Here is a 19,307-nt window from a genome sequence, read left to right as displayed (position 1 = left end):
AGGCTTATTAGGAATTAGCCGTTTCTTGCCTAAATTCAACTAACAAAGAGGCTGAAAAAACTGAATTTTTCAAGATTCCCAAAAAGGCGAGGTGAGTTTACTGGCCCAAAGGGCAAAACTCAAAGCATGTCAAAACCCCATCTTCTCGAAGAAGCTCTTGACGCCGTCGAGCCAGGAGGTGGCGTGAGGGCTGTGTTTACTGCCCCCGGCCTGAACTGCTTCGTCGAGCTCGCGCAGCAGCTCCTTTTGGCGCTCGGTCAGGTTGACCGGCGTCTCGACGACCACGCGGCAGATGAGGTCACCGATAATGCCGCCGCGCACCGGCTTCACGCCCTTGCCGCGCATCCGAAACATCTTTCCGGTCTGGGTCCCGGCGGGGATCTTGAGCATGACCTTTCCGTTCAGGGTCGGCACTTGCAGCTCACCGCCGAGGGCCGCGGTGACGAAGCCGATGGGTACCTCGCAGAACAGGTGATTGTCCTCGCGCGTGAAGATAGGGTGCTCTTTGACCAGAATCTGAACGTAAAGGTCCCCGGGCGGTCCACCCTGCTCCCCCGGCTCGCCTTCGCCGGACAACCGGATGCGATCACCGGTATCGACGCCCGCCGGGACCTTCACCGAGAGGGTCTTCTGCTCCTGGACCCGGCCCTCACCCCGGCAGTAGCTACAATGCTCCTCGATGACAGTGCCTTGGCCGCGACACTGGGGACAGGTCTGCTGTACCGAGAAGAAGCCCTGTTGCATCCGTATCTGGCCGCCGCCGCCGCAGGTCGGGCAGGTCTTGGCGGAGGTCCCCGGTTTGGCACCGCTGCCCCCACAGAACTGGCACTCCGCCAAGGTGGGGACGCGGATCTTGATTTCCTTTCCCGCTACCGCCTCTTCCAGGGTCAGGGAGAGATCGTAGCGTAAATCGGCGCCCCGATGCACGCGCCGGCCCCTACTCCGGCCCCCACTGCCGAAGATGTCCCCGAACACGTCACCGAAAATATCGGAGAAGCTGCCGCCACCGAAATCCCCTGCCCCACCGAATCCGCCGCTCGTCTCCACCCCGGCATGGCCGAATTGATCGTAGGCCGAGCGCTTCTTGGGGTCGTTCAGGACCTCATAGGCCTCCTTGGCCTCCTTGAACCTACGTTCCGCTTCCGCCCCGGGATTACGGTCCGGGTGGTACTTCATGGCGAGGCGCCGGTAGGCCTTCTTCAGGTCGGAGTCGCTGGCGTTGCGGCTGACACCGAGCACCTCGTAGTAATCGCGTTTGGACATGGCTCCAGAGTGGGCAGTGGGCAGTGGACGGCGGGCAGATATCAAACCTCAGGATCAATGGAGCATCCAAGCAAAAACGGCGCATGGGTAAGGCACCCATGCGCCCCTGTCCACTGATCACTGAGAAGCTGTCTGGTTAAAAGCAATCCTGAATGATTCGGCGTTGTCGGAGGATTCGACGTGTTGCGTTCGACGCACCAAGGCGCGTTGATTGTCTGCTTAGGTCATGCCAGCGTCTTAACGCAACCTACACCCACATGACCCCCCGCGCGGCCTGCGGGTCTGGATCCGTTTTAACCAGACGGCTTCTGACTACTGATCACTTACTTTTGTCGTCCTTGACCTCTTCGAACTCGGCGTCCACCACGTCGTCCTGATTACCGCCGGTCTCGTCCCCACCGGCCTTGGGACCCATATCAGGTCCCGCCGCGCCGCCGGGCGCCCCGCCCTGCTGCTGGGCATAGAGACGCTCGGCCATCTTGGCGGAGGCCTCGCCCAGGGTCTTGATTTTGCTGTCGATGGCGTCCTTGTCCTCGCCCTTCATGGTCTCTTCCAGGTCTTTGATGGCGGACTCGATGGAGGCCTTCTCGTCGGACTCCAGCTTGTCCCCGAGCTGCTCCATGGACTTGCGGGTGGCGTGGATCATGGTATCCGCCTGGTTCCGGGCCGCCACCAGCTCATGGAATCTGCGGTCGTCTTCCGCGTGGGCCTCGGCGTCCTTGACCATCCGCTCGATCTCGTCGTCCGCGAGGCCGGATGAGGCCTTGATGACGATGGACTGCTTCTTGCCCGTGGCCTTGTCCTTGGCCGAGACATTGAGGATGCCGTTGGCATCGATGTCGAATTTGACCTCGATCTGGGGTACCCCGCGGGGGGCGGGGGGGATATCGGTCAGGTCGAATCGACCCAACGACTTGTTGTCGGCTGCCCGCTCGCGTTGTCCCTGCAGCACGTGCACCGTCACCGCGGTCTGATTATCGTCGGCGGTGGAGAAGATCTGTTGGGCCGAGGTGGGGATGGTGGTGTTCTTCTCGATGAGCTTGGTCATCACCCCGCCCAGGGTCTCAATCCCCAAATTCAATGGGGTCACGTCGAGCAGCAGAACGTCTTTGACCTCGCCGCCGAGTACGCCGCCTTGAATGGCAGCGCCGATGGCCACCGCTTCGTCGGGGTTGACGTCCTTGCGCGGCGCCTTGCCGAAAAAGGCCTCCACTTGCTCCTGGACCTTGGGCATCCGGGTCTGGCCGCCCACCAGGATCACCTCGTCGATGTCACCCGCGGTTACGCCGGCATCCTTGAGGGCGACCCGGCAGGGCTCGATGGTGCGCCCCACCAAATCCTCCACCAGCGACTCGAACTTGGCCCGGGTGAGCTTGACGTTCAAGTGCTTGGGTCCGGCCGCATCGGCCGTGATGTAGGGCAGATTGATGTCGGTCTGGTGGCTGGAGCTGAGCTCGATCTTGGCCTTCTCGGCGGCCTCTTTGAGACGCTGCAGGGCCAAGGGATCATTGCGCAGGTCAACGGTTTGATCGCGTTTGAATTCGGCCACCAGGAAGTCGATGATGCGCAGGTCGAAGTCCTCGCCCCCGAGGAAGGTATCCCCGTTGGTCGAGAGCACCTCGAACTGGTGCTCGCCTTCGATCTCGGCGATCTCGATGATGGAGATATCGAAGGTACCCCCGCCCAGATCATAGACCGCGAGCTTTTGATCGCCCCGCTGCTTATCCATACCGTAGGCCAGGGAGGCGGCGGTAGGCTCGTTGATGATGCGCTTGACATCCAGGCCCGCAATCCGGCCGGCATCCTTGGTCGCTTGCCGCTGGGAGTCATTGAAGTAGGCGGGCACGGTGATGACGGCCTCCTTGACCTCACCCCCCAGATAGTCCTCAGCGGTCTTCTTCATCTTCTGGAGGACCTTGGCGGAGATCTCCGGCGGGGCCATCTTCTTGCCATTGGCCTCGACCCAGGCGTCGCCGTTGTCTGCCCTGACGATTTGATAGGGGACCATATCCTTGTCCTTCCCCACCACCTGGTCATCGAACCGCCGGCCGATCAGTCGCTTGATCGCGAACAGGGTATTCTGCGGATTGGTAACCGCTTGCCGCTTTGCGGATTGGCCGACCAGGACCTCATCGTCGTTGCTGAAGGCAACGATGGAAGGGGTAGTGCGGTCGCCTTCCGCGTTCTCGATGACTTTGACCTTATCCCCCTCCATGACGGCGACGCAGGAGTTGGTCGTACCCAGGTCAATGCCGATGATTTTGCCCATGATGCTCTTATCTCCAAGTTGAGTTCTCGTCGCTCGACGCGCCTTCTCTGCCGACTCAGTTGGGGTAAAACCCTGTGGTTTTCAAGCCTGTTCCGATGCCGGGGCCGCCGCGACAATCACCATGGCCGGTCGCACCAGCCGGCCATTGAGCAGATAGCCTTTCTGGATCACCGTGACCACTGTGTTAGGGGCCGCATCTTGCGTGGGCTGTATGGTCATGGCCTGGTGATACGCGGGGTCGAAGGGCTCGTCCTTCGGGTCGATCTGCTCGACGCCGAATTTGCCCATCACGTCCGCGAGCAGCTTGAGGGTCAGCTCCGTGCCCTCGCGGAGCTTGGCAAGGTCCGCGTGCTCGTCCAAGGCTGCGGTGTGGCCGAGCTCCAAGCTGTCGCGTACCTGCAGCAGCTCGCGCACGAAGCCGTCGAGGGCGAACTTGTGCGCCTTCTCCAGCTCGTTGGCCTGACGCCGTTTCAGGTTTTCCATCTCGGCGCGGACCCGCAACAACTGGTCCCAATTTTCGTCTGCCTTGGCCCGTGCGTCCTCCAGCAGGGCGGTCAGACGCTCCGGCGTAGCATCCTCGGCCGGGTCGGCGTCATCCGCCGCTATCGCTGTCTCTTCGGCTTCCGCTGCCACTACGCCCTCCGTCACCTCTGTCGTCTCTGTCGTCTCTGTCGTCTCTGCCGTGTCCTGCGCCGATTCGTCCTGCCCTTCCGGCTCCTGTTCCGGCTTGTCTGTCTCTCGCTCCGCTACCATCTGTGAATCTCCCCACTGGTTCCCGGACCCGGCGCCGGATCCAGCGCCTAGGGGCCGTTGACATTTAGCGAACCACATCAGCCAGGTAGTTTGGAATGCGTCATACCCGACATCGGGATCAGAATCGAAATCGGGATTCCGATTGCGATCCCGACTTACCTGGCTTTCCAACGTTTTGGCTAGCTGGCCCAATACCGCGCTGGCACGGACTTATGTTTTAATGATAAGTTCGGAGCGCGGTATTGGGTCGGCGCTGAGCCAGTTGTTGGGCGATTCGGGCTGGTATATTACACCTGGTTCCGTGAACTAAATGAACCGCTTATAGAATAATCCCCTTATAAAACAACAGGATAATGGAAAAATTCATTCATTTTTGGACTCACCCAGCAGGTGAAATAGCCAATCTTTTAAAATCCAAGTAAAATCATAGAGTTAACCGAAATCCCGGATTTTATCTCACGGATTCACGTTACAGATAGTTAGAAACGCTTATAACTTCCGTCGGAAAATCGACGGAATGTTTCCCAGACGTCTGGAGGTTCAGTAGGAGCTCCAATACGTATTAGCCCGTCAAATTCCCAACGGTTTAACGGATTGCTGCCAATCCAGATGTGAGCAACCTCCTTTCCATGGGAGTCAATGACTTGCATGATCCAGTTGAGTTGGCCCTGAGGGCCAGCCGCTAACCGAAGATTTGCAGCGTTTGGTACGCGGCCGACCTCTCGGAGGATATTCTTTTCCAAATCGGTTCTGAGGTCACGCCAAGGAATGAAAAGCGAGTCATACCTGCAAATAGGACCTCGTGCTAATCGCTGCGTATCAAGTACCCACTGTCCCAAGCACATTCCAGCTGTGCCGTGACCGTCATTATCTAGAATCCACTGAACCTGCTGTGGTTTCTGCGCAGCAATCGGATCACTTTTTGTTTCGACCAGTCTGTCGACTGCGACTAGAAGACCGGTAACTGCGGTAACTAGCCCAGCCACAGCCGTAAGCACGCCTGGAAGCGTAGTCCACCAGCTATTAGGCTTAGAACTCTTATTTTCCATCGCGAGTTACGTCAAGAGACCGCCCAACAGTTGGTTGAGCGTAGACCCTAGGTTAAATGTCAACACACCCTAGCGACTTTCGGTCACCTCAGAAATCGGGTACGCTATTGTTGTTTCAAGGCCGCCGTCAACAGACGCGCGGTCATGTCCACAAGAGGAATGACCCGCGGATAATTCATTCGCGTCGGCCCGATCACCCCCAGCACGCCGATCACCTGATCGTCGCTACCATATGGCGCCGTAACCAGGCTACAGTCGTCCAGCAACTGATAGCCGGACTCCTCGCCGACGAAGATCTGCACCCCCTCGGCCGCGATGCAGCGATCGAGCAGATGCAGGATCTGACTCTTCTCCGTAAAGGCGTCGAAGAGCTGTTTGAGCCGTTCCACGCTCGCCAGCTCGTTGAATTCCATCAGGTTGGTCTGCCCGGCGATAAAGCAATCGTCGGTGCCCTCGGCGGCTTCCACCACCCCTTGTGCCATCTCTACCGCCTGCAACATGACCCGGTCCATATGCTCACGGGTGGTCTTCATGTCTGCCACCAGGCGCCTACGCACCGCATGCAGATCCTGGCCGGTGAACATGGCGTTCAAACAGTTTGCCGCCTGCTCGAGCTCTGCCGGTAAATAGCTGCGATCCGTATTGACAACCCGGTTGTGGACTTCGCCTTCGCTGGTCACCAGAATCGCCAGCACCCGACCCCCGGACAAGGACAAAAACTCGATCTGGCGGAAGGCACCGTGCTCGTGGCGCGGCATCATGACCACCCCGGCGAGACGGGTTACGCCGGAAAGCAGCTGGGAGGCGCGCTCGATCAGCGTGGAGGCATCGCCGAGGTCGTTCAGCTGGCGACGCATCGCGGCCACTTCCTGTTCGGCCAATCGCTTGACGGTAAGCAGGGAATCGATAAAGAGCCGGTAACCCAAGTCCGTAGGCACCCGCCCGGAGGAGATATGGGGCGAGGACACCAGCCCCATCTCCTCCAGATCCGCCATCACATTGCGCACCGTCGCCGGGCTCAGCTCCAGGCCCGTTTCCTTCGACAGGGTCCGGGAGCCCACGGGCTGACCATCCCGGATATAGCGTTCAATCAGGACCTTTAGAAAATGCTGGGCGCGCTCGCTAACCTGGTTGTCACCGCCGGCAGTACTCGTCATCAAGACCCTCTCGCGGGAAATCGAAGCTCGACCACAGCGAGCAGGTTAGCACTCGATTTATACGAGTGCTAACAGGGCAATGTAGGGTTTGCACGTAAGGCTGTCAACTTTGGGTAGTGCTTAATGGGTAGTGGTGAACTTCTTGCTGAACCTCTCTCTTCTTCGATGGGATAATTGCACGATCACTATATATTGAGCACTACCCAATTTGTACGCAGATGTACTAGCGCATCTCCACCAGGGTCCCTACCGGGACCAGATCAAAGAGCTCGATCAGATCCCGATTGCGCACGCGAATGCAACCATGGGAGCAAGGCACTCCCATGGGTTCCGTGTCCGGGCAACCATGGATATAGATGTAGCGACGCAAAGTATCCACGCACCCGCCGCGATTGCGCCCGGACTCCAACCCGGTGAGCCAGAGGATGCGGGTCAGGACCCAATCCCGTCCGGGATATTGCCCTGCTAGCTCCGAGCCATAGATCTCGCCCGTTGCCCGTCGCCCCACAAACACCGTCCCCTCCGGACAGTTGGCCCCGATGCGGATGCGCACCCGGTGCAACCCGCGGGGCGTGCAACCGCTGTCCCGCTGCTCGCCGGGGCCATTGCGGGCGGTAGAGACCCGATACCGCCCGAGCACCCGCTCCCCCTCCCGGAGCGCCAGGCTCTGAGTGGCAAGATCGATCAGGATGCGCCTGGTGATAAGGGGCATTTTTCAAAGAGCCAGTCTGCAATCGTCTGAGCAGCTGTCCGGTCAGAAGCAACAAATGGTATTAGGGGTTTTACTGTACTGCATTAGAACCACGGATGGACACGGATAAACACGGAGGCTCTTTATGGATTCCGGACTGCTTTGGAGTGCGCCGGCAAAGCGGCGCGACCGAATCGAACCTCAGCGACGGGGAATAGCAACCACGTTGGCCGGGAATCTGGGCTCTGAACTCTACGCGCGCCGCGGCGACGGCGCTTTCCCCTGGCCGCAACACCTGTGTTGGAGACGGATGCATCGCCAAATCCAAAGCGGCGGCAGGATCGTGCCACTTGGCCGACCCCCTGCTTATGCCTTGCGCTGTCGGTTCCAGTAAGCATCGGGGTGAAGTTGCCGCCGCACTCCAAAACGTCCGGTAGTACCTTCCATGAGCGTGAACAGTCCGGAATCCATAAAGAGCCAACACGGATTGTGATCTGTGTTTATCCGTGTCCATCCGTGGTTCTTCGGTGCGGTTCGTTCTGGTACAAGTCCAATTTTTTCTCGTTCCCACGCGCTGCGTGGGAACCTGGTTGCTCCGCGCCGCGGAGAGAATCAGGATCCGTTTTAACCAAACAGCTGCTCAGTCATCCGCCATGCGCTCCCGGGCCCGCGCGATGGCTGCGCGCACCTGGATCGGGGCGGTACCACCGATGTGGTTCCGGGCGGCTACCGAGCCATCCAGGGTCAGCACCGCGAAGACGTCCTCGGCGATATCCGGGGAAAACTGCCGCAGCTGCTCCAGGGACAGCTCAGAGAGGTCTTTGCCCTCCCGGATACCCAGGGCCACCGCCTGGCCGACGATCGCGTGGGCATCACGGAAGGGAATACCCTTGCGCACTAGATAATCCGCCAGGTCGGTAGCGGTGGCAAAGCCCTGACGCGCCGCCGCGCGCATGCGTTCCGAATTGCACCGCAGCGCCCCCATCATATCCGTGAACACCTTCAGCGAGCCCTTAAGGTTGTCAACCGTGTCGAACAGGGGTTCTTTGTCTTCCTGGTTGTCCTTGTTGTAGGCCAACGGCTGGCCCTTCATCAGGGTCAGCAATCCCATCAGGTGCCCGAAAATGCGCCCCGCCTTGCCGCGCACTAGCTCGGGCACGTCCGGATTCTTCTTCTGGGGCATGATGGACGAGCCGGTGCAGAAGGCGTCTGAGAGCTCGACGAAGCCGAACTGGGCGGAGGACCAGAGGATGAGTTCCTCGGAGAAGCGCGACAGGTGCATCATCAGGATCGCGGCGGCGGCGCTGAACTCGACGATAAAGTCTCGGTCCGAGACGGCGTCCAGGGAATTCTCCGCCGGGTGTGCGAACCCCAGCAGCTCCGCCGTATAGTGGCGATCGATGGGGTAGGTGGTGCCGGCCAGGGCGGCCGCCCCCAGGGGCAGGATATCGACCCGCCGGCGGCAATCCGCGAGACGCTCACGGTCGCGCTGCAGCATTTCGAACCAGGCCATGAGATGGTGGCCGAAGGTGATGGGTTGGGCGACCTGCAGATGGGTGAAGCCGGGCATCACCGATTCGACCTCGCGTTCGGCCAGCTCCAGGATCGCACCCTGCAGGCGCCCGATCTCGACGCGGATGGTGTCGATCTCGGCGCGCAGGTAGAGCCGTACGTCCGTCGCCACCTGATCGTTACGCGAGCGCCCGGTATGCAGCTTCTTGCCGGTGTCACCGATGTCCCGGGTGAGCGCCGCCTCGATATTCATGTGTACGTCCTCGAGGGGGATCGACCACTCGAATCCACCGGCTTCGATGCGCTCGCGGATGCGGATCAGGCCGTCGACGATGAGGTCGCGTTCTTCTGCGGTCAGGATGCCCTGGCGAGCCAGCATGGTGGCATGGGCGATGGAGCCTTCGATGTCGTAGCGGTAGAGCCGGTGGTCGAAACCCACCGACGCGGTAAAGGCCTCCACAAAGGCATCCGTGGGCTCATGGAAGCGTCCGGCCCAAGGCTTGTCAGAGCCGGGTTCATTATTCATCGCGGCGTGGAGGGAAGCATGCTAGGCTGGTGCAATAGCACCGGAGTACCGATAGCATGGGAATCATTTTTTGCCGCAAATGAACGCGAATCAACGCAAATCGCCAGAAATCGATTCGCTGTCATCAAGGGTTCTCGATCTATCTGCGTGCATTTGTGCTTATTTGCAGCTAAGAAAAAAGGTGCCCCGACAATCATCACAATCTCGTACCCCGTTTCCGAATCTTCTGCAGATGTTTTTCACAGATCATGAAAATGTGCTGTCTGTGCGGCAAAAACAAGATATGATTTTTGATCCCATGGTCCGTGACCACAGAGGGCAACCGTCTGTTGGACAGGAGAAGACAGAACTTGTCCTTTCCCTACGAGTATCCCTTGAAGTCGGGTAATACAATCCCCTTCGTTTGTACTCTGTTCGGAGCTGACAAGAATCAGACTCCATCCCCATTTGGTTTTCTCTGAATGAACATTCCCATCTCGGCCAACAGCAAAAACACAGGGAGATGTCATATTGGTTTTTATAGCTCCGATTTTAGCTTCACCCTTATAGTGTACTATGCACTTATCATCCGAGCGCGATATAGTGAGCTCGAAATCGCCAACCACGATTTTCTTTTCAGGCATTCCGTTTTGCGTTCGGTCAGTCTCCTGATCGTAGGGAATTTCATGATCGTTTCCCCAGCAGATCAAAACAAGGAAACATGCAAAAAGTGCAAATATTCCGCGGGCCATTATAACAACTCCCAAAACCATACCTTTTGACAGGCTCCAAAATAATCTCCGGTTTTGGTAATCCCTTTATTCCAAAGATCGATGTGATCACCTCGTCCACCTCGAAATCCTTTCAGGTTTTCGAAGAAAACAATTCCTTTCTTGTTCGTAATGCTGCTCTGCTTGTTTGTAACAAGCCGTGGTGGCCGAACATTCCTCCACAGATAGTTGGCAAGGCCGTCCGCCCCTCGGGCATGACCATGTTTGCAAACAGGATGCTTATAGCCGGCCAAACCGAACCCCGTCTTTTCCAGTGCAATCGAGAACCGTATTGCACATTGGTTTTGCCAAGGCCCATCACATGGTCGTAATAGTTTTGGGTAGTTAGTCCATAATGATTGAAATGAAAGGACCATGATATTCCTCTCAATTAAAATGTATTGAACATCGAAAAAAGTAACTATTCGGGTACAATTATGTTCTCTCGATGCGGCGCTTGTGGTTCGACAATAGGAATTCTTTTTTGCCGCAAATGAACGCGAATCACCGCAGGTCGGTCAAGTTGGCTCGCCATTATCGATAGCTCTTGATCCATTTGCGTTCATTGGCGTTAATTTGCGGCCAAATCTCTCGTGGGGATCTCTACCGCGACTTCTCTTCTTCGGCACTCGGAAGCCGAATCTCCACGAAGGCTTCATCGCGCAGCCGGCGTAACCACAGCTCGATCGCCGTATCGGCTTTACGCTCCCGAATCACCTCGCGGGCTTTCAACCGCATGGCCTCGTCCGTGGTGTCCTGGGTGCGGCGCTCGATGACCTGGACGATGTGCCAACCGAAGCTGCTCTTGAATGGCGCACTCACTTGATTCGGCGCCAGGGTGCTCATTGCCTTTTCGAACTCGGGTACCGTATCTCCCGGGCCGAGCCAACCCAGATTACCGCCTTTGAGCGCAGAACCTGTGTCGTCGGAGTGGGAACGGGCAAGGGTGGCGAAATCGTCGCCGCCCAGGATGCGGATCTGCAGCTGCTCCAGGTGATTCCTGGCGTCGTCGTCGGACACCACCTCGTTGGTGCGGATGAGGATGTGGCGGGCGTTGATCTGGTTGACGATCTTAGGGCCCGAACCCTTGAAATCGGCCAGTTTGATGATGTGATAACCGCTTGGACTGCGTAACGGCTCGGTGCATTCCCCCTTGGTCAGCGAGCGGGCCGCCTTCTGTGCCAACGTTGGGACCTGGCCCAGCGGGAACCAGCCGAGATCGCCGCCTTCCAAGGCCCGCCGTCCATCGGAGAAACGGATCGCCAGCTGTGCGAAATCGGCGCCGCCGCGTAGGCGCTTGACCAGGTCTTTGGCCTTGGCCTCGGCCTTCCTGACCGCTACGGTGGGGGCATTTTCGGAGACCGCGACCAGGATGTGCGAAAGCCTCACATCGCTACGCTTGATCAGGCGGCCGGATTCCCGTTTTAGAAAACGATCGATCTCTTGATCCGTGACCCTGATATTCGTGACGACCTCGTGGGTCTGGAGGCGGGTCGTAATCAGTTTGAGGCGCGTATCCGCGGCAAAGTCCTCGTAGTGCACGCCCTCGGACTCGAGGGTAGCGCGCAGCTCCTCCAGCTTCATGCCGTGACGGGCGGCGATATTGGTGATGGTCTCGGTCAGCACGGCGTCATCGATCACGATGCCTAAGTCCTTGGCCTTCTGGAGTTGGAGGCGTCCGAGGATCATGCGTTCGAGGACTTGACGCTCCAGGTCCGGACGCGGCGGGAGCGTCATCCCCCGGTCCCGGATCGCAGGGATCGCTAGGACTATCTGGTGCTCAAGCTCACTGGCGACGATGACATCGTCGTTGACCACCGCCACGATAGAGTCCAGCTCCTCGACCCCCCACAGGGCATCGGCGGGGACGAGGGAGCAGATCAAGATGACGAATAGGGCCCGGATCGGTAGGCCCTGCCCACTGGTGCCCCGAGTACGGCAGCACCGAAGTACCGGTAACACAGGAATCATTTTTTTGCCGCTTGCGTTGATTTGCGGATAATCCTTCCGTGAATATCTGCTCGCTCAACACTATCGGTAATTGGGAGCATCCGTACTTAGTGTATGGAATAACCATAGATACTGCGCTCGAAGAATTTGTCCACCTGTTGTCCGATCGAGCCGAGCCCCGCCAGCTCTACCTGGAGCATGACACTGTTGGTGCCGGCGCTGTCCGGCTCGTTCTTCAGATGATGGCCCAGCAGCCGTACCCGCCAGCAGCACTGACCGTACTCGAGGCCGGCGAAGGCCTCCACCGTCTGGCTGTCGAGCAAAGAGTAGTGCCAGCGACCGACGAGTTGGAACCCTCGATTGACCGGTAGACTGAACGACAGGTCGGTATTCTCGTATAGCTTCTCCTCGCCGGTGCCGAGATCAAACCGATAGGCCAGGTTGAGCAGCCGATTGTCTGGTGTCTGGTAGCGTAGCTCCAGGGTCTGCTTTCGCAAGCGATCGGTCTCCTGGTCCGAGTCATATTCGAAGCTCGCGCGACCGGTCCAGTTCTGCAGGAGTCGGGCGCTCAGAAGCCCCGCAATCGGGGACCTGCCCCCCTCTTCGGGCGGACCGGAGACCTGCACGTCCCGGTCGCGAGCGTACAGGATTTGGCCGATGCTGGCCCGCAGCAGCTCCTGCCCCGAGTCCCTGGCGAGGGTTCGTGATGTAAGGCCGAGGGTAACCTGGTTCGCATCGCCGACGCGGTCCCATCCCGTGAACCGATTCAGTCGGAACAGACTGTCGTAGCTGAAGCTCTGTTCGGCGGTGTCAAAAACGGGGAGATCTGCCTGCTCCGTGAAGGGAGTGTGGAGATAAAAGACCCGGGGCTCGAGCGTCTGCAGCGATTCCCGACCAAACCACTTTACCGCACGCTCGAACACCAGCTCCGCATCCAGGTTGAAGCTCGGGATCGCATAGGAGGGACGTGCATCCTTGTCCGGTTGCCGGTCCTTAAGGTCGTATCCGGCCAGATGGAGATTCAGCTGCGGGATCAGATGTCCGTAGCGCCTGCGCAGTGGCCAACGGGCGAAGGGCTGGAGGGCGGTGCGGTGCCCATGCATGATCGTATCGTGATGGAAGTAGTCGTACTCGCCGCTGACGCCCAGCTCGATTCCGGGGCCAACCCGATTGCGCGGATTTATCCCAAAGACCAGCTGGGGCAATCGTGCATAGGGTTTGGACTCGGGCCCAAGGGTTTCATCCAGGGTTTGGAATTCTTGCAGCCGGGTGAGCAGGTACCAGCCGTCGCCGGAATAGCTTAAATCGCCCCGGCGCTCGAGGTTGCGCGCACTGGTTTGCTCCAGCTGGGCACTGAAATCCTCGAGATATTGGTCGTCGGAGACGGCTCTGTAATCCAGGGCAGTCGACCAGCGTGGACCGAAAGCACCCGCCTGCTCGATCCGTAACGCCCAGCGCGTGTCTCGGCTGTCGCGCTGGTTGTCCCGGGGCAGGAGCTCGCCGGAGAGTCGCACCCTCTGGTGGGGCGACAGGTACCTGAATTCGGTCTCGAGCATCGGGCCACGTTTGGTCATATGGCGCATAAAGAAGGTTGCGTCCATATGGGGGGCGATATTCCAATAGTAGGGCACGGTGACATCGATACCGTTGCGGTCCGAGCTACCGAACGTCGGCACCAGGAAGCCGCTCTTGCGCCGCTTATCGATCGGAAACGATAGATACGGGGAGTAGAAAACCGGCAGGCCACGTACCCGTAGCGTGGCGTGGCGTGCCACGCCCCATCCTTTGGCCTGATTCAGCTCCAATTCGGCGGCATCCAGGGACCAGGCCCGCTGTCCCGGTCGGCAGGCGGAATAGACGATATTTCGATACCGGGTCAGGGTCGGGTCAACCAGCTCTGCCTGGTCGGCGTTGCCGCGGGCATTGAGCTTCCCCGTGAATCGGTAGTAGACATCGGAGAGGCTACCTTGGTCCGATGCCAGGTTCATCCGTGCCCCGTCGGCGATGAGCCGGACCCCTGGGTCGGCGAGAAAGATGCTCCCCTTAGCCACCAGGTCCGAGGTGTTGTGGTCGTAAACAACCCCGTCCGCCGCGACGAATCGGTTGCCTTGGACCCCTCGGACGTCCCCTCTCAGCCACAGCAGATCACTCTCCTGATCATAATCGAAGGCATCGGCGCTCAAGGACAAGGGGTCCTCTGCGGTCGGTGGCGGCGGGCGCACTGCCGGCCCAAGCCTGACCGGGCGGAGACCGCAATACTCCCAATCCAGGCCCTCATGGAGGAGATCGGTATCGACGGTCGCCTGAGTGGACACGCCAGTGGCCGCCTCCGGGGGCATTGCAGTGGATGTGCGGACCGGGGGTTGCGCCAGTGTGGGAGGCCCTTCTCGACCTTGACCCACGCAGCGCCGATCAACACCACCCGCTCCCGCACCGCAGCTCCGACCCTCGCCGGCACAAACGGCACAAGCGGTTGCCAGCAACAGAAAGATCCCGACGCAGCAGGCAGGATTGGGATGACAAAAAGACATGCTATCGTTTAAAACTACGAATCACGCGAATCAGCGCGAATCAATTTTCGCGTGGATTCGCGTGATTCGTAGTTTTTCCTCAATCGACGATCTCCGCCTTCTCGATGATTACATCCTGCATCGGCACGTCCTGGTGGCCGTGCCGGGAGCCGGTCTTGATGCCCTTGATGGTGTTCACTACCTCCATACCGGCGGTCACCCGGCCGAAGACGCAGTAGCCCCAACCGTCCTGGCCCGGATAGTCCAGAAAGGCGTTGTCGGACACGTTGATGAAGAACTGAGCGCTTGCCGAGTGGGGCTCCATGGTACGGGCCATGGCGACGGTGCCGGTGAGGTTCTTGAGCCCGTTCTTGGCCTCGTTTCGGATCGGCGTGTGGGTGGCCTTCTCCGTGAAGTCGGTCGTCATGCCCCCACCCTGGATCATGAATCCATCGATCACCCGGTGGAAGAGGGTGGCGTCGAAATGGCCTTCGCGGACATAACGTTCGAAGTTGTCGCAGGTAAGGGGGGCCTTATCCGGTTCCAGCTCGATGAGGATATCGCCGTGGTTGGTAGTCAGCTTGATCATCGGGTCGTTCCGGGTCAGCCGTCCAAGCGCGTGATCTTTTCGATGACGACGCCATCCTTCGGCACATCTTTCGAGAACACATCTTTCCCGTCTTTCGAGAAGGCTCCGGTGGGAGTGGCAGCGATCTCGTCCACCACCTCCATGCCGTCGGTTACCTTGCCGAAGACCGCGTAGCCCCAGCCCCGTCGATCCTTGGACTTGTGATCCAGAAAGGCGTTGTCCTTGTGGTTGATGAAGAACTGGGCAGTAGCCGAGTGGGGCTCCATGGTACGGGCCATGGCGAGGGTGCCGCGTTTGTTTTTCAATCCGTTATCCGCCTCATTCTTGATGGGAGCACGGGTAGCCTTTTTCCGCATCTCCTTGTCGAACCCGCCGCCCTGGATCATGAAGCCTTTGATGACCCGATGGAAGACAGTCCCGGTGTAGAAACCCGCGTCCACATACTCCAGGAAATTTGCTACGGTCGCCGGGGCCTGGTCGGGATAGAGCTCGACGGTGATGGGCCCCTTACTAGTTTCAATCCGTAGCTTGGGGTTGTCCGCCAAGGCCGCGGGGGCGGCGCCGAGCAGGATGAACAGGGTGGCGGCAGCTGCGAGTAGTCGGCACATGGTAGGGTTCCTCCGGCCTGGTTGTTGATCGATCGTGTCTCGACATGTCGGGCTATGGCGCGTCCGGATTCATCGGCTCAACCGATACACCGGAACACGCGCCTAACCCGACCTACAGAACTACCGGTAACCTTAGAATCAGCTGCGTCCTTTACTTCTTCGTCTTACCGGGGGTAGGGGCCGTCGGAGGGGTGGGGGTGGCAAAAGGGGTGCCGTAAGGGGCACCCCAACCGCCATAGCCCGGGTAACCGCCCCAGCCGCCGTATGGGCCACCCCAGCCGTAGGGTCCGTAACCGTACCGATCGCGATAACGGTTGTAGCCGCGGCCCGAGCCGCGGCCGCCGCCGCTCATGTTCATGCTGAAATCGCCGTAACCATCGCCGAACATGTCGTTCCACCAGTTGTTGTCGTTATAGCCGGAGCCGGGCCAGCCACCCCAGCCGGGCCCACCACCCCAGGGGCCGCCACCACCCCACCAGGCCTGGGCGGAGCTCATGGAGAAAGCGGCGACGCCGGCAATGGCGACAACGCCCAGGATCTTGGAAAGTTTTTGCATAGTCTGTCGCTCCTGATCGAGACAGAGGAGTATCTTCCGCGGAAACCGCGACCACAGACCTCATGGAGGTAACGGCATGGTGATTGGAAGATCGCGTCGAATGACGCAGTGCAAGTGTAAGCCAACCAGCGGCAGATGGGAAATTGCGATCGGCCCGCTAGCGCAACCGATTTCGATCCCGATCCCGATTTCGGGCATGGCGCATCTCTCTACATTTAACCAAACAGCTTCTTAGAATTGAGGCACTCAAGGGAATTTGTTAGTTTGTCAGCGGTATCCGGGCCGGTTCTTCTTCAATCCTCGACGCCTTGTCGGTATGACCAAATGCATCTTCATTACGGGTGGTGTGGTGTCGTCGCTGGGCAAGGGCATTGCGTCCGCATCCCTGGCGGCCCTGCTGGAGGCGCGCGGATTACTGGTGACCATGATCAAGCTGGATCCCTATATCAACGTGGATCCCGGCACCATGAGCCCATTTCAGCACGGCGAGGTCTATGTGACTGACGACGGTGCGGAGACCGATCTGGATCTCGGGCACTACGAGCGATTTCTGCGCACCCGCATGGGGCGCAACAACAACTTTACCACCGGCCAGATTTACGACAGCGTCATCAGAAAGGAACGGCGCGGCGATTACCTGGGCGGGACGGTGCAGGTGATCCCCCACATCACCGACGAGATCATGCGCAGCATCCGCCTGGGGGCAGACGGGGCGGATATCGCCATGGTAGAGATCGGAGGCACGGTGGGGGATATCGAGTCGCTACCCTTCCTGGAGGCGATCCGCCAGCTGCGGGTAGAGATGGGGCGCGAGAACGCCCTCTTCATGCACCTGACCCTGGTCCCCTACATCAAGACCTCCGGGGAGATCAAGACCAAGCCCACCCAGCACTCGGTCAAAGAGCTGCGCTCCATTGGCATTCAACCGGACATCCTGCTGTGCCGTGCCGAACGCTATCTGCCGGAGGCGGAGCGCAAGAAGATCGCGCTCTTTACCAATGTCCCGGAGGCGGCGGTCATCTCCGCCGTGGACGCGGACAACATCTACCGCATCCCCTTCCTGCTGCACGCCCAGGGGCTCGACGACCTGGTGGTGGGGCAGTTCGGGCTCACGGCACCGGCGGCGGACATGCGCGAATGGGAGCGGGTGCTCCAGGGCTTCGACCGGCCCGAGCACGCGGTGACGGTAGGCATGGTGGGCAAGTACACCCACCTCACCGAGGCCTATAAATCCCTTTCCGAGGCCCTGGCCCATGCCGGCGTCCACACCCGCACCAAGGTAAAGATCGTCTATCTGGATTCGGAGCGGATCCAGGACGAGGGCACCGGATGTCTACAGGGTCTCGACGCAGTGTTGGTCCCTGGAGGCTTCGGTGAACGGGGGGTCGAGGGCAAGATCGCGGCGGCGCGCTATGCCCGGGAGAACCTAGTGCCCTATCTCGGCATCTGCCTGGGGATGCAGGTGGCGGTCATCGAGTATGCGCGCAACCTGGCCGGTCTGGCGGGGGCGCACAGTACCGAGCTCGATCCCGCGACACCGCACCCGGTCATCGCCCTGATTACCGAATGGCAGGAGGCGGACGGTCATATCGAGCAACGCGACGCGGATACCGACCTGGGCGGTACCATGCGCTTAGGGGGACAGAACTGTCGGTTGGAGCCCGGCAGCCTGGCCCGTAAGGTCTATGGCCGGCCCCAGATCCGCGAGCGCCATCGGCATCGCTATGAATTCAACAATCGCTATCTGGACCGCATGATGGACGCCGGGATGCGCTTCTCGGGCTGGTCTCTGGACGGCAAGCTGGTGGAGATCGTGGAGATCCCGGATCACCCCTGGTTCATCGCCTCCCAGTTCCACCCCGAGTTCACCTCCACCCCCCGGGACGGCCATGCCCTCTTCCAGGGCTTCATCGCGGCCGCGCTCGGGCGGCACGAGGCAGCGGAGAAGGCGACATGATGCGGCTACTCGATTATGAGGTGGGGCTCGACCGCCCCCTGTTCCTGATCGCCGGCCCCTGTGTCATCGAAGGCGTGGGCTTGGTGCAGGAGAGCGCCGGGGCGCTCAAAGCGCTCACCGACGCGCTCGGCATCCCCTTTATCTATAAGGCCTCCTTCGACAAGGCCAACCGCTCGTCCCTGAATAGCTTCCGTGGACCTGGAATGGAGGCGGGCCTGCGGATTCTCGCCGACGTGCGCGACCGGATCGGGGTGCGCGTGTTGACGGACGTCCACCAGGACACGCCGCTGAATGAGGTAGCCGCGGTGGTGGATGTGCTCCAGACCCCGGCCTTCCTGTGCCGCCAGACCGACTTCATCCGGGCGGTGGCCGCTCAGGGACGACCTGTCAACATCAAGAAGGGGCAGTTCCTAGCCCCCTGGGATATGCAGCTGGTGGTCGAGAAGGCGCGTTCCACCGGAAATGGGACGATCATGGTCTGCGAGCGCGGCGTCTCCTTCGGTTACAACAACCTGGTCGCGGACATGCGGGCCCTGGCCCTGCTGCGTGCTACCGGCTGTCCGGTGGTGTTCGACGCCACCCATTCCGTCCAGCTGCCCGGAGGCCGGGGAGACAGCTCCGGCGGTCAGCGGGAAATGGTGCCGGTGCTGGCACGCGCCGCGGTCGCCGCCGGGGTCTCGGGGCTGTTCATGGAGACCCACCCCCGACCCGAGGAAGCCCTGAGCGATGGCCCCAATTCCTGGCCCCTGGGCCGCATGCGAGAATTGCTGGAGACCTTGATGGAGCTGGATCGGGTAGTCAAATCCCGTGGTTTTCCCGAGGACGAACTTTTAGGGTCCGCAAATGAACGCGAATGAACGCAATCAACCACTATGGACTGAAAGTCCATAGTTTCAACTATGGTACGCTTCGCGTACTAAAGTCATTGAAGCAATGAAATGGACCGAGAACCGTCGCTGGTGGCGAATCGATTGCGACCGATTTGCTTGATTCTCTCGTTCCCACGCGCTGCGTGGGAACGCGGAAGCTCCGCGCCGCGGAGGGTTGCAGGCTGGGGTGAGGTACGGAACCCCAGCTTCTTCCGGCATACGAGCCCGTAGGGCGGGTCAGGCGCGTGCGCCAAGCGCTGCGATTGCCGCGGCGGTGGGCGCGCCGTCACCCGCCGGAT

16 protein-coding genes are annotated in these 19,307 nt (G+C 59.8%); 2 read left to right on the top strand and 14 right to left on the bottom strand.

Features of this window, described 5'->3' with window-relative positions; translation table 11 throughout:
* Positions 1-129: 129 nt before the first annotated feature.
* The 13 genes from dnaJ to BQ17_RS17150 form a co-directional block, all read right to left on the bottom strand.
* Complete coding sequence (gene dnaJ / locus BQ17_RS17205) at positions 130-1,263, bottom strand: molecular chaperone DnaJ (RefSeq protein ID WP_089729177.1); 1,134 nt, start codon at positions 1,261-1,263, stop codon at positions 130-132.
* Between the two features lie 319 nt (positions 1,264-1,582).
* Positions 1,583-3,532, bottom strand: coding sequence for a molecular chaperone DnaK (gene dnaK, locus BQ17_RS17200; protein ID WP_089729175.1), 1,950 nt, complete (start codon positions 3,530-3,532; stop codon positions 1,583-1,585).
* 81 nt (positions 3,533-3,613) lie between these two features.
* Positions 3,614-4,285, bottom strand: a complete 672-nt coding sequence (gene grpE / locus BQ17_RS17195; RefSeq protein WP_089729173.1) for a nucleotide exchange factor GrpE — start codon at positions 4,283-4,285, stop codon at positions 3,614-3,616.
* A 1,153-nt stretch (positions 4,286-5,438) separates the two neighbouring features.
* Complete coding sequence (gene hrcA, locus BQ17_RS17190; RefSeq protein ID WP_089729171.1) at positions 5,439-6,491, bottom strand: heat-inducible transcriptional repressor HrcA; 1,053 nt, start codon at positions 6,489-6,491, stop codon at positions 5,439-5,441.
* A 223-nt stretch (positions 6,492-6,714) separates the two neighbouring features.
* Complete coding sequence (locus BQ17_RS17185; RefSeq protein ID WP_089729169.1) at positions 6,715-7,203, bottom strand: L,D-transpeptidase; 489 nt, start codon at positions 7,201-7,203, stop codon at positions 6,715-6,717.
* A gap of 619 nt (positions 7,204-7,822) precedes the next feature.
* Positions 7,823-9,220 (bottom strand): argininosuccinate lyase, encoded by a 1,398-nt coding sequence (gene argH, locus BQ17_RS17180; RefSeq protein ID WP_089729167.1) that lies wholly within the window; start codon positions 9,218-9,220, stop codon positions 7,823-7,825.
* Positions 9,221-9,459: 239 nt separating this feature from the next.
* Positions 9,460-9,951: a hypothetical protein gene (locus tag BQ17_RS21060; protein WP_133512413.1), complete on the bottom strand. Its 492-nt coding sequence runs from the start codon at positions 9,949-9,951 to the stop codon at positions 9,460-9,462.
* Positions 9,951-10,346: a type VI secretion system amidase effector protein Tae4 gene (locus BQ17_RS24400; protein WP_207787526.1), complete on the bottom strand. Its 396-nt coding sequence runs from the start codon at positions 10,344-10,346 to the stop codon at positions 9,951-9,953. Before BQ17_RS24400 ends, BQ17_RS21060 begins: the two co-directional genes overlap by 1 nt.
* Positions 10,347-10,572: 226 nt before the next feature.
* A complete protein-coding gene (locus tag BQ17_RS17170; RefSeq protein WP_256091659.1) occupies positions 10,573-11,931 on the bottom strand; it encodes a peptidylprolyl isomerase in 1,359 nt (452 codons plus the stop codon).
* Between the two features lie 95 nt (positions 11,932-12,026).
* Positions 12,027-14,234 carry an LPS-assembly protein LptD gene (locus BQ17_RS17165; RefSeq protein ID WP_176722496.1) on the bottom strand — a complete coding sequence of 736 codons (2,208 nt, stop codon included), beginning with the start codon at positions 14,232-14,234 and terminating at the stop codon, positions 12,027-12,029.
* 295 nt (positions 14,235-14,529) lie between these two features.
* Complete coding sequence (locus BQ17_RS17160) at positions 14,530-15,018, bottom strand: peptidylprolyl isomerase (RefSeq protein WP_089729161.1); 489 nt, start codon at positions 15,016-15,018, stop codon at positions 14,530-14,532.
* A 14-nt stretch (positions 15,019-15,032) separates the two neighbouring features.
* Positions 15,033-15,626, bottom strand: coding sequence for a peptidylprolyl isomerase (locus BQ17_RS17155; RefSeq protein WP_089729159.1), 594 nt, complete (start codon positions 15,624-15,626; stop codon positions 15,033-15,035).
* 151 nt (positions 15,627-15,777) lie between these two features.
* On the bottom strand, positions 15,778-16,182 hold the full coding sequence (locus BQ17_RS17150) for a sulfur globule family protein (RefSeq protein WP_089729157.1): 405 nt from the start codon (positions 16,180-16,182) through the stop codon (positions 15,778-15,780).
* 316 nt (positions 16,183-16,498) lie between these two features.
* Here BQ17_RS17150 and pyrG point away from each other — a divergent pair, with 316 nt between their 5' ends.
* Together pyrG and kdsA are read left to right on the top strand one after the other, a co-directional pair.
* Positions 16,499-18,139, top strand: a complete 1,641-nt coding sequence (gene pyrG / locus BQ17_RS17145; RefSeq protein WP_176722495.1) for a CTP synthase — start codon at positions 16,499-16,501, stop codon at positions 18,137-18,139.
* Positions 18,136-18,996: a 3-deoxy-8-phosphooctulonate synthase gene (gene kdsA, locus BQ17_RS17140; protein ID WP_218068333.1), complete on the top strand. Its 861-nt coding sequence runs from the start codon at positions 18,136-18,138 to the stop codon at positions 18,994-18,996. The genes pyrG and kdsA overlap by 4 nt, the downstream gene beginning before the upstream one ends.
* A 65-nt stretch (positions 18,997-19,061) precedes the next feature.
* Here kdsA and BQ17_RS22910 read toward each other — a convergent pair.
* On the bottom strand, positions 19,062-19,307 hold a 246-nt coding region (locus BQ17_RS22910), incomplete at its 5' end, for a hypothetical protein (protein ID WP_218068332.1).

The sequence above is a fragment of the Candidatus Thiosymbion oneisti genome, from assembly GCF_900092655.1.
Classification (GTDB): domain Bacteria; phylum Pseudomonadota; class Gammaproteobacteria; order Chromatiales; family Chromatiaceae; genus Thiosymbion; species Thiosymbion oneisti.
Note: the sequence above shows the minus strand (reverse complement) of the source record. Positions and strands in the feature narration are given on the sequence as shown.

Bases quoted from the DNA above. Each gene is read 5' to 3' on its own strand.
- BQ17_RS17160 (WP_089729161.1), bottom strand. From the start codon at position 15,018: ATGATCAAGCTGACTACCAACCACGGCGATATCCTCATCGAGCTGGAA.
- dnaK (WP_089729175.1), bottom strand. From the start codon at position 3,532: ATGGGCAAAATCATCGGCATTGACCTGGGTACGACCAACTCCTGCGTC.
- BQ17_RS24400 (WP_207787526.1), bottom strand. From the start codon at position 10,346: ATGGTCCTTTCATTTCAATCATTATGGACTAACTACCCAAAACTATTA.
- kdsA (WP_218068333.1), top strand. From the start codon at position 18,136: ATGATGCGGCTACTCGATTATGAGGTGGGGCTCGACCGCCCCCTGTTC.
- BQ17_RS21060 (WP_133512413.1), bottom strand. From the start codon at position 9,951: ATGGCCCGCGGAATATTTGCACTTTTTGCATGTTTCCTTGTTTTGATC.
- BQ17_RS17150 (WP_089729157.1), bottom strand. From the start codon at position 16,182: ATGCAAAAACTTTCCAAGATCCTGGGCGTTGTCGCCATTGCCGGCGTC.
- BQ17_RS17155 (WP_089729159.1), bottom strand. From the start codon at position 15,626: ATGTGCCGACTACTCGCAGCTGCCGCCACCCTGTTCATCCTGCTCGGC.
- BQ17_RS17185 (WP_089729169.1), bottom strand. From the start codon at position 7,203: ATGCCCCTTATCACCAGGCGCATCCTGATCGATCTTGCCACTCAGAGC.
- hrcA (WP_089729171.1), bottom strand. From the start codon at position 6,491: ATGACGAGTACTGCCGGCGGTGACAACCAGGTTAGCGAGCGCGCCCAG.
- grpE (WP_089729173.1), bottom strand. From the start codon at position 4,285: ATGGTAGCGGAGCGAGAGACAGACAAGCCGGAACAGGAGCCGGAAGGG.
- pyrG (WP_176722495.1), top strand. From the start codon at position 16,499: ATGACCAAATGCATCTTCATTACGGGTGGTGTGGTGTCGTCGCTGGGC.
- argH (WP_089729167.1), bottom strand. From the start codon at position 9,220: ATGAATAATGAACCCGGCTCTGACAAGCCTTGGGCCGGACGCTTCCAT.
- dnaJ (WP_089729177.1), bottom strand. From the start codon at position 1,263: ATGTCCAAACGCGATTACTACGAGGTGCTCGGTGTCAGCCGCAACGCC.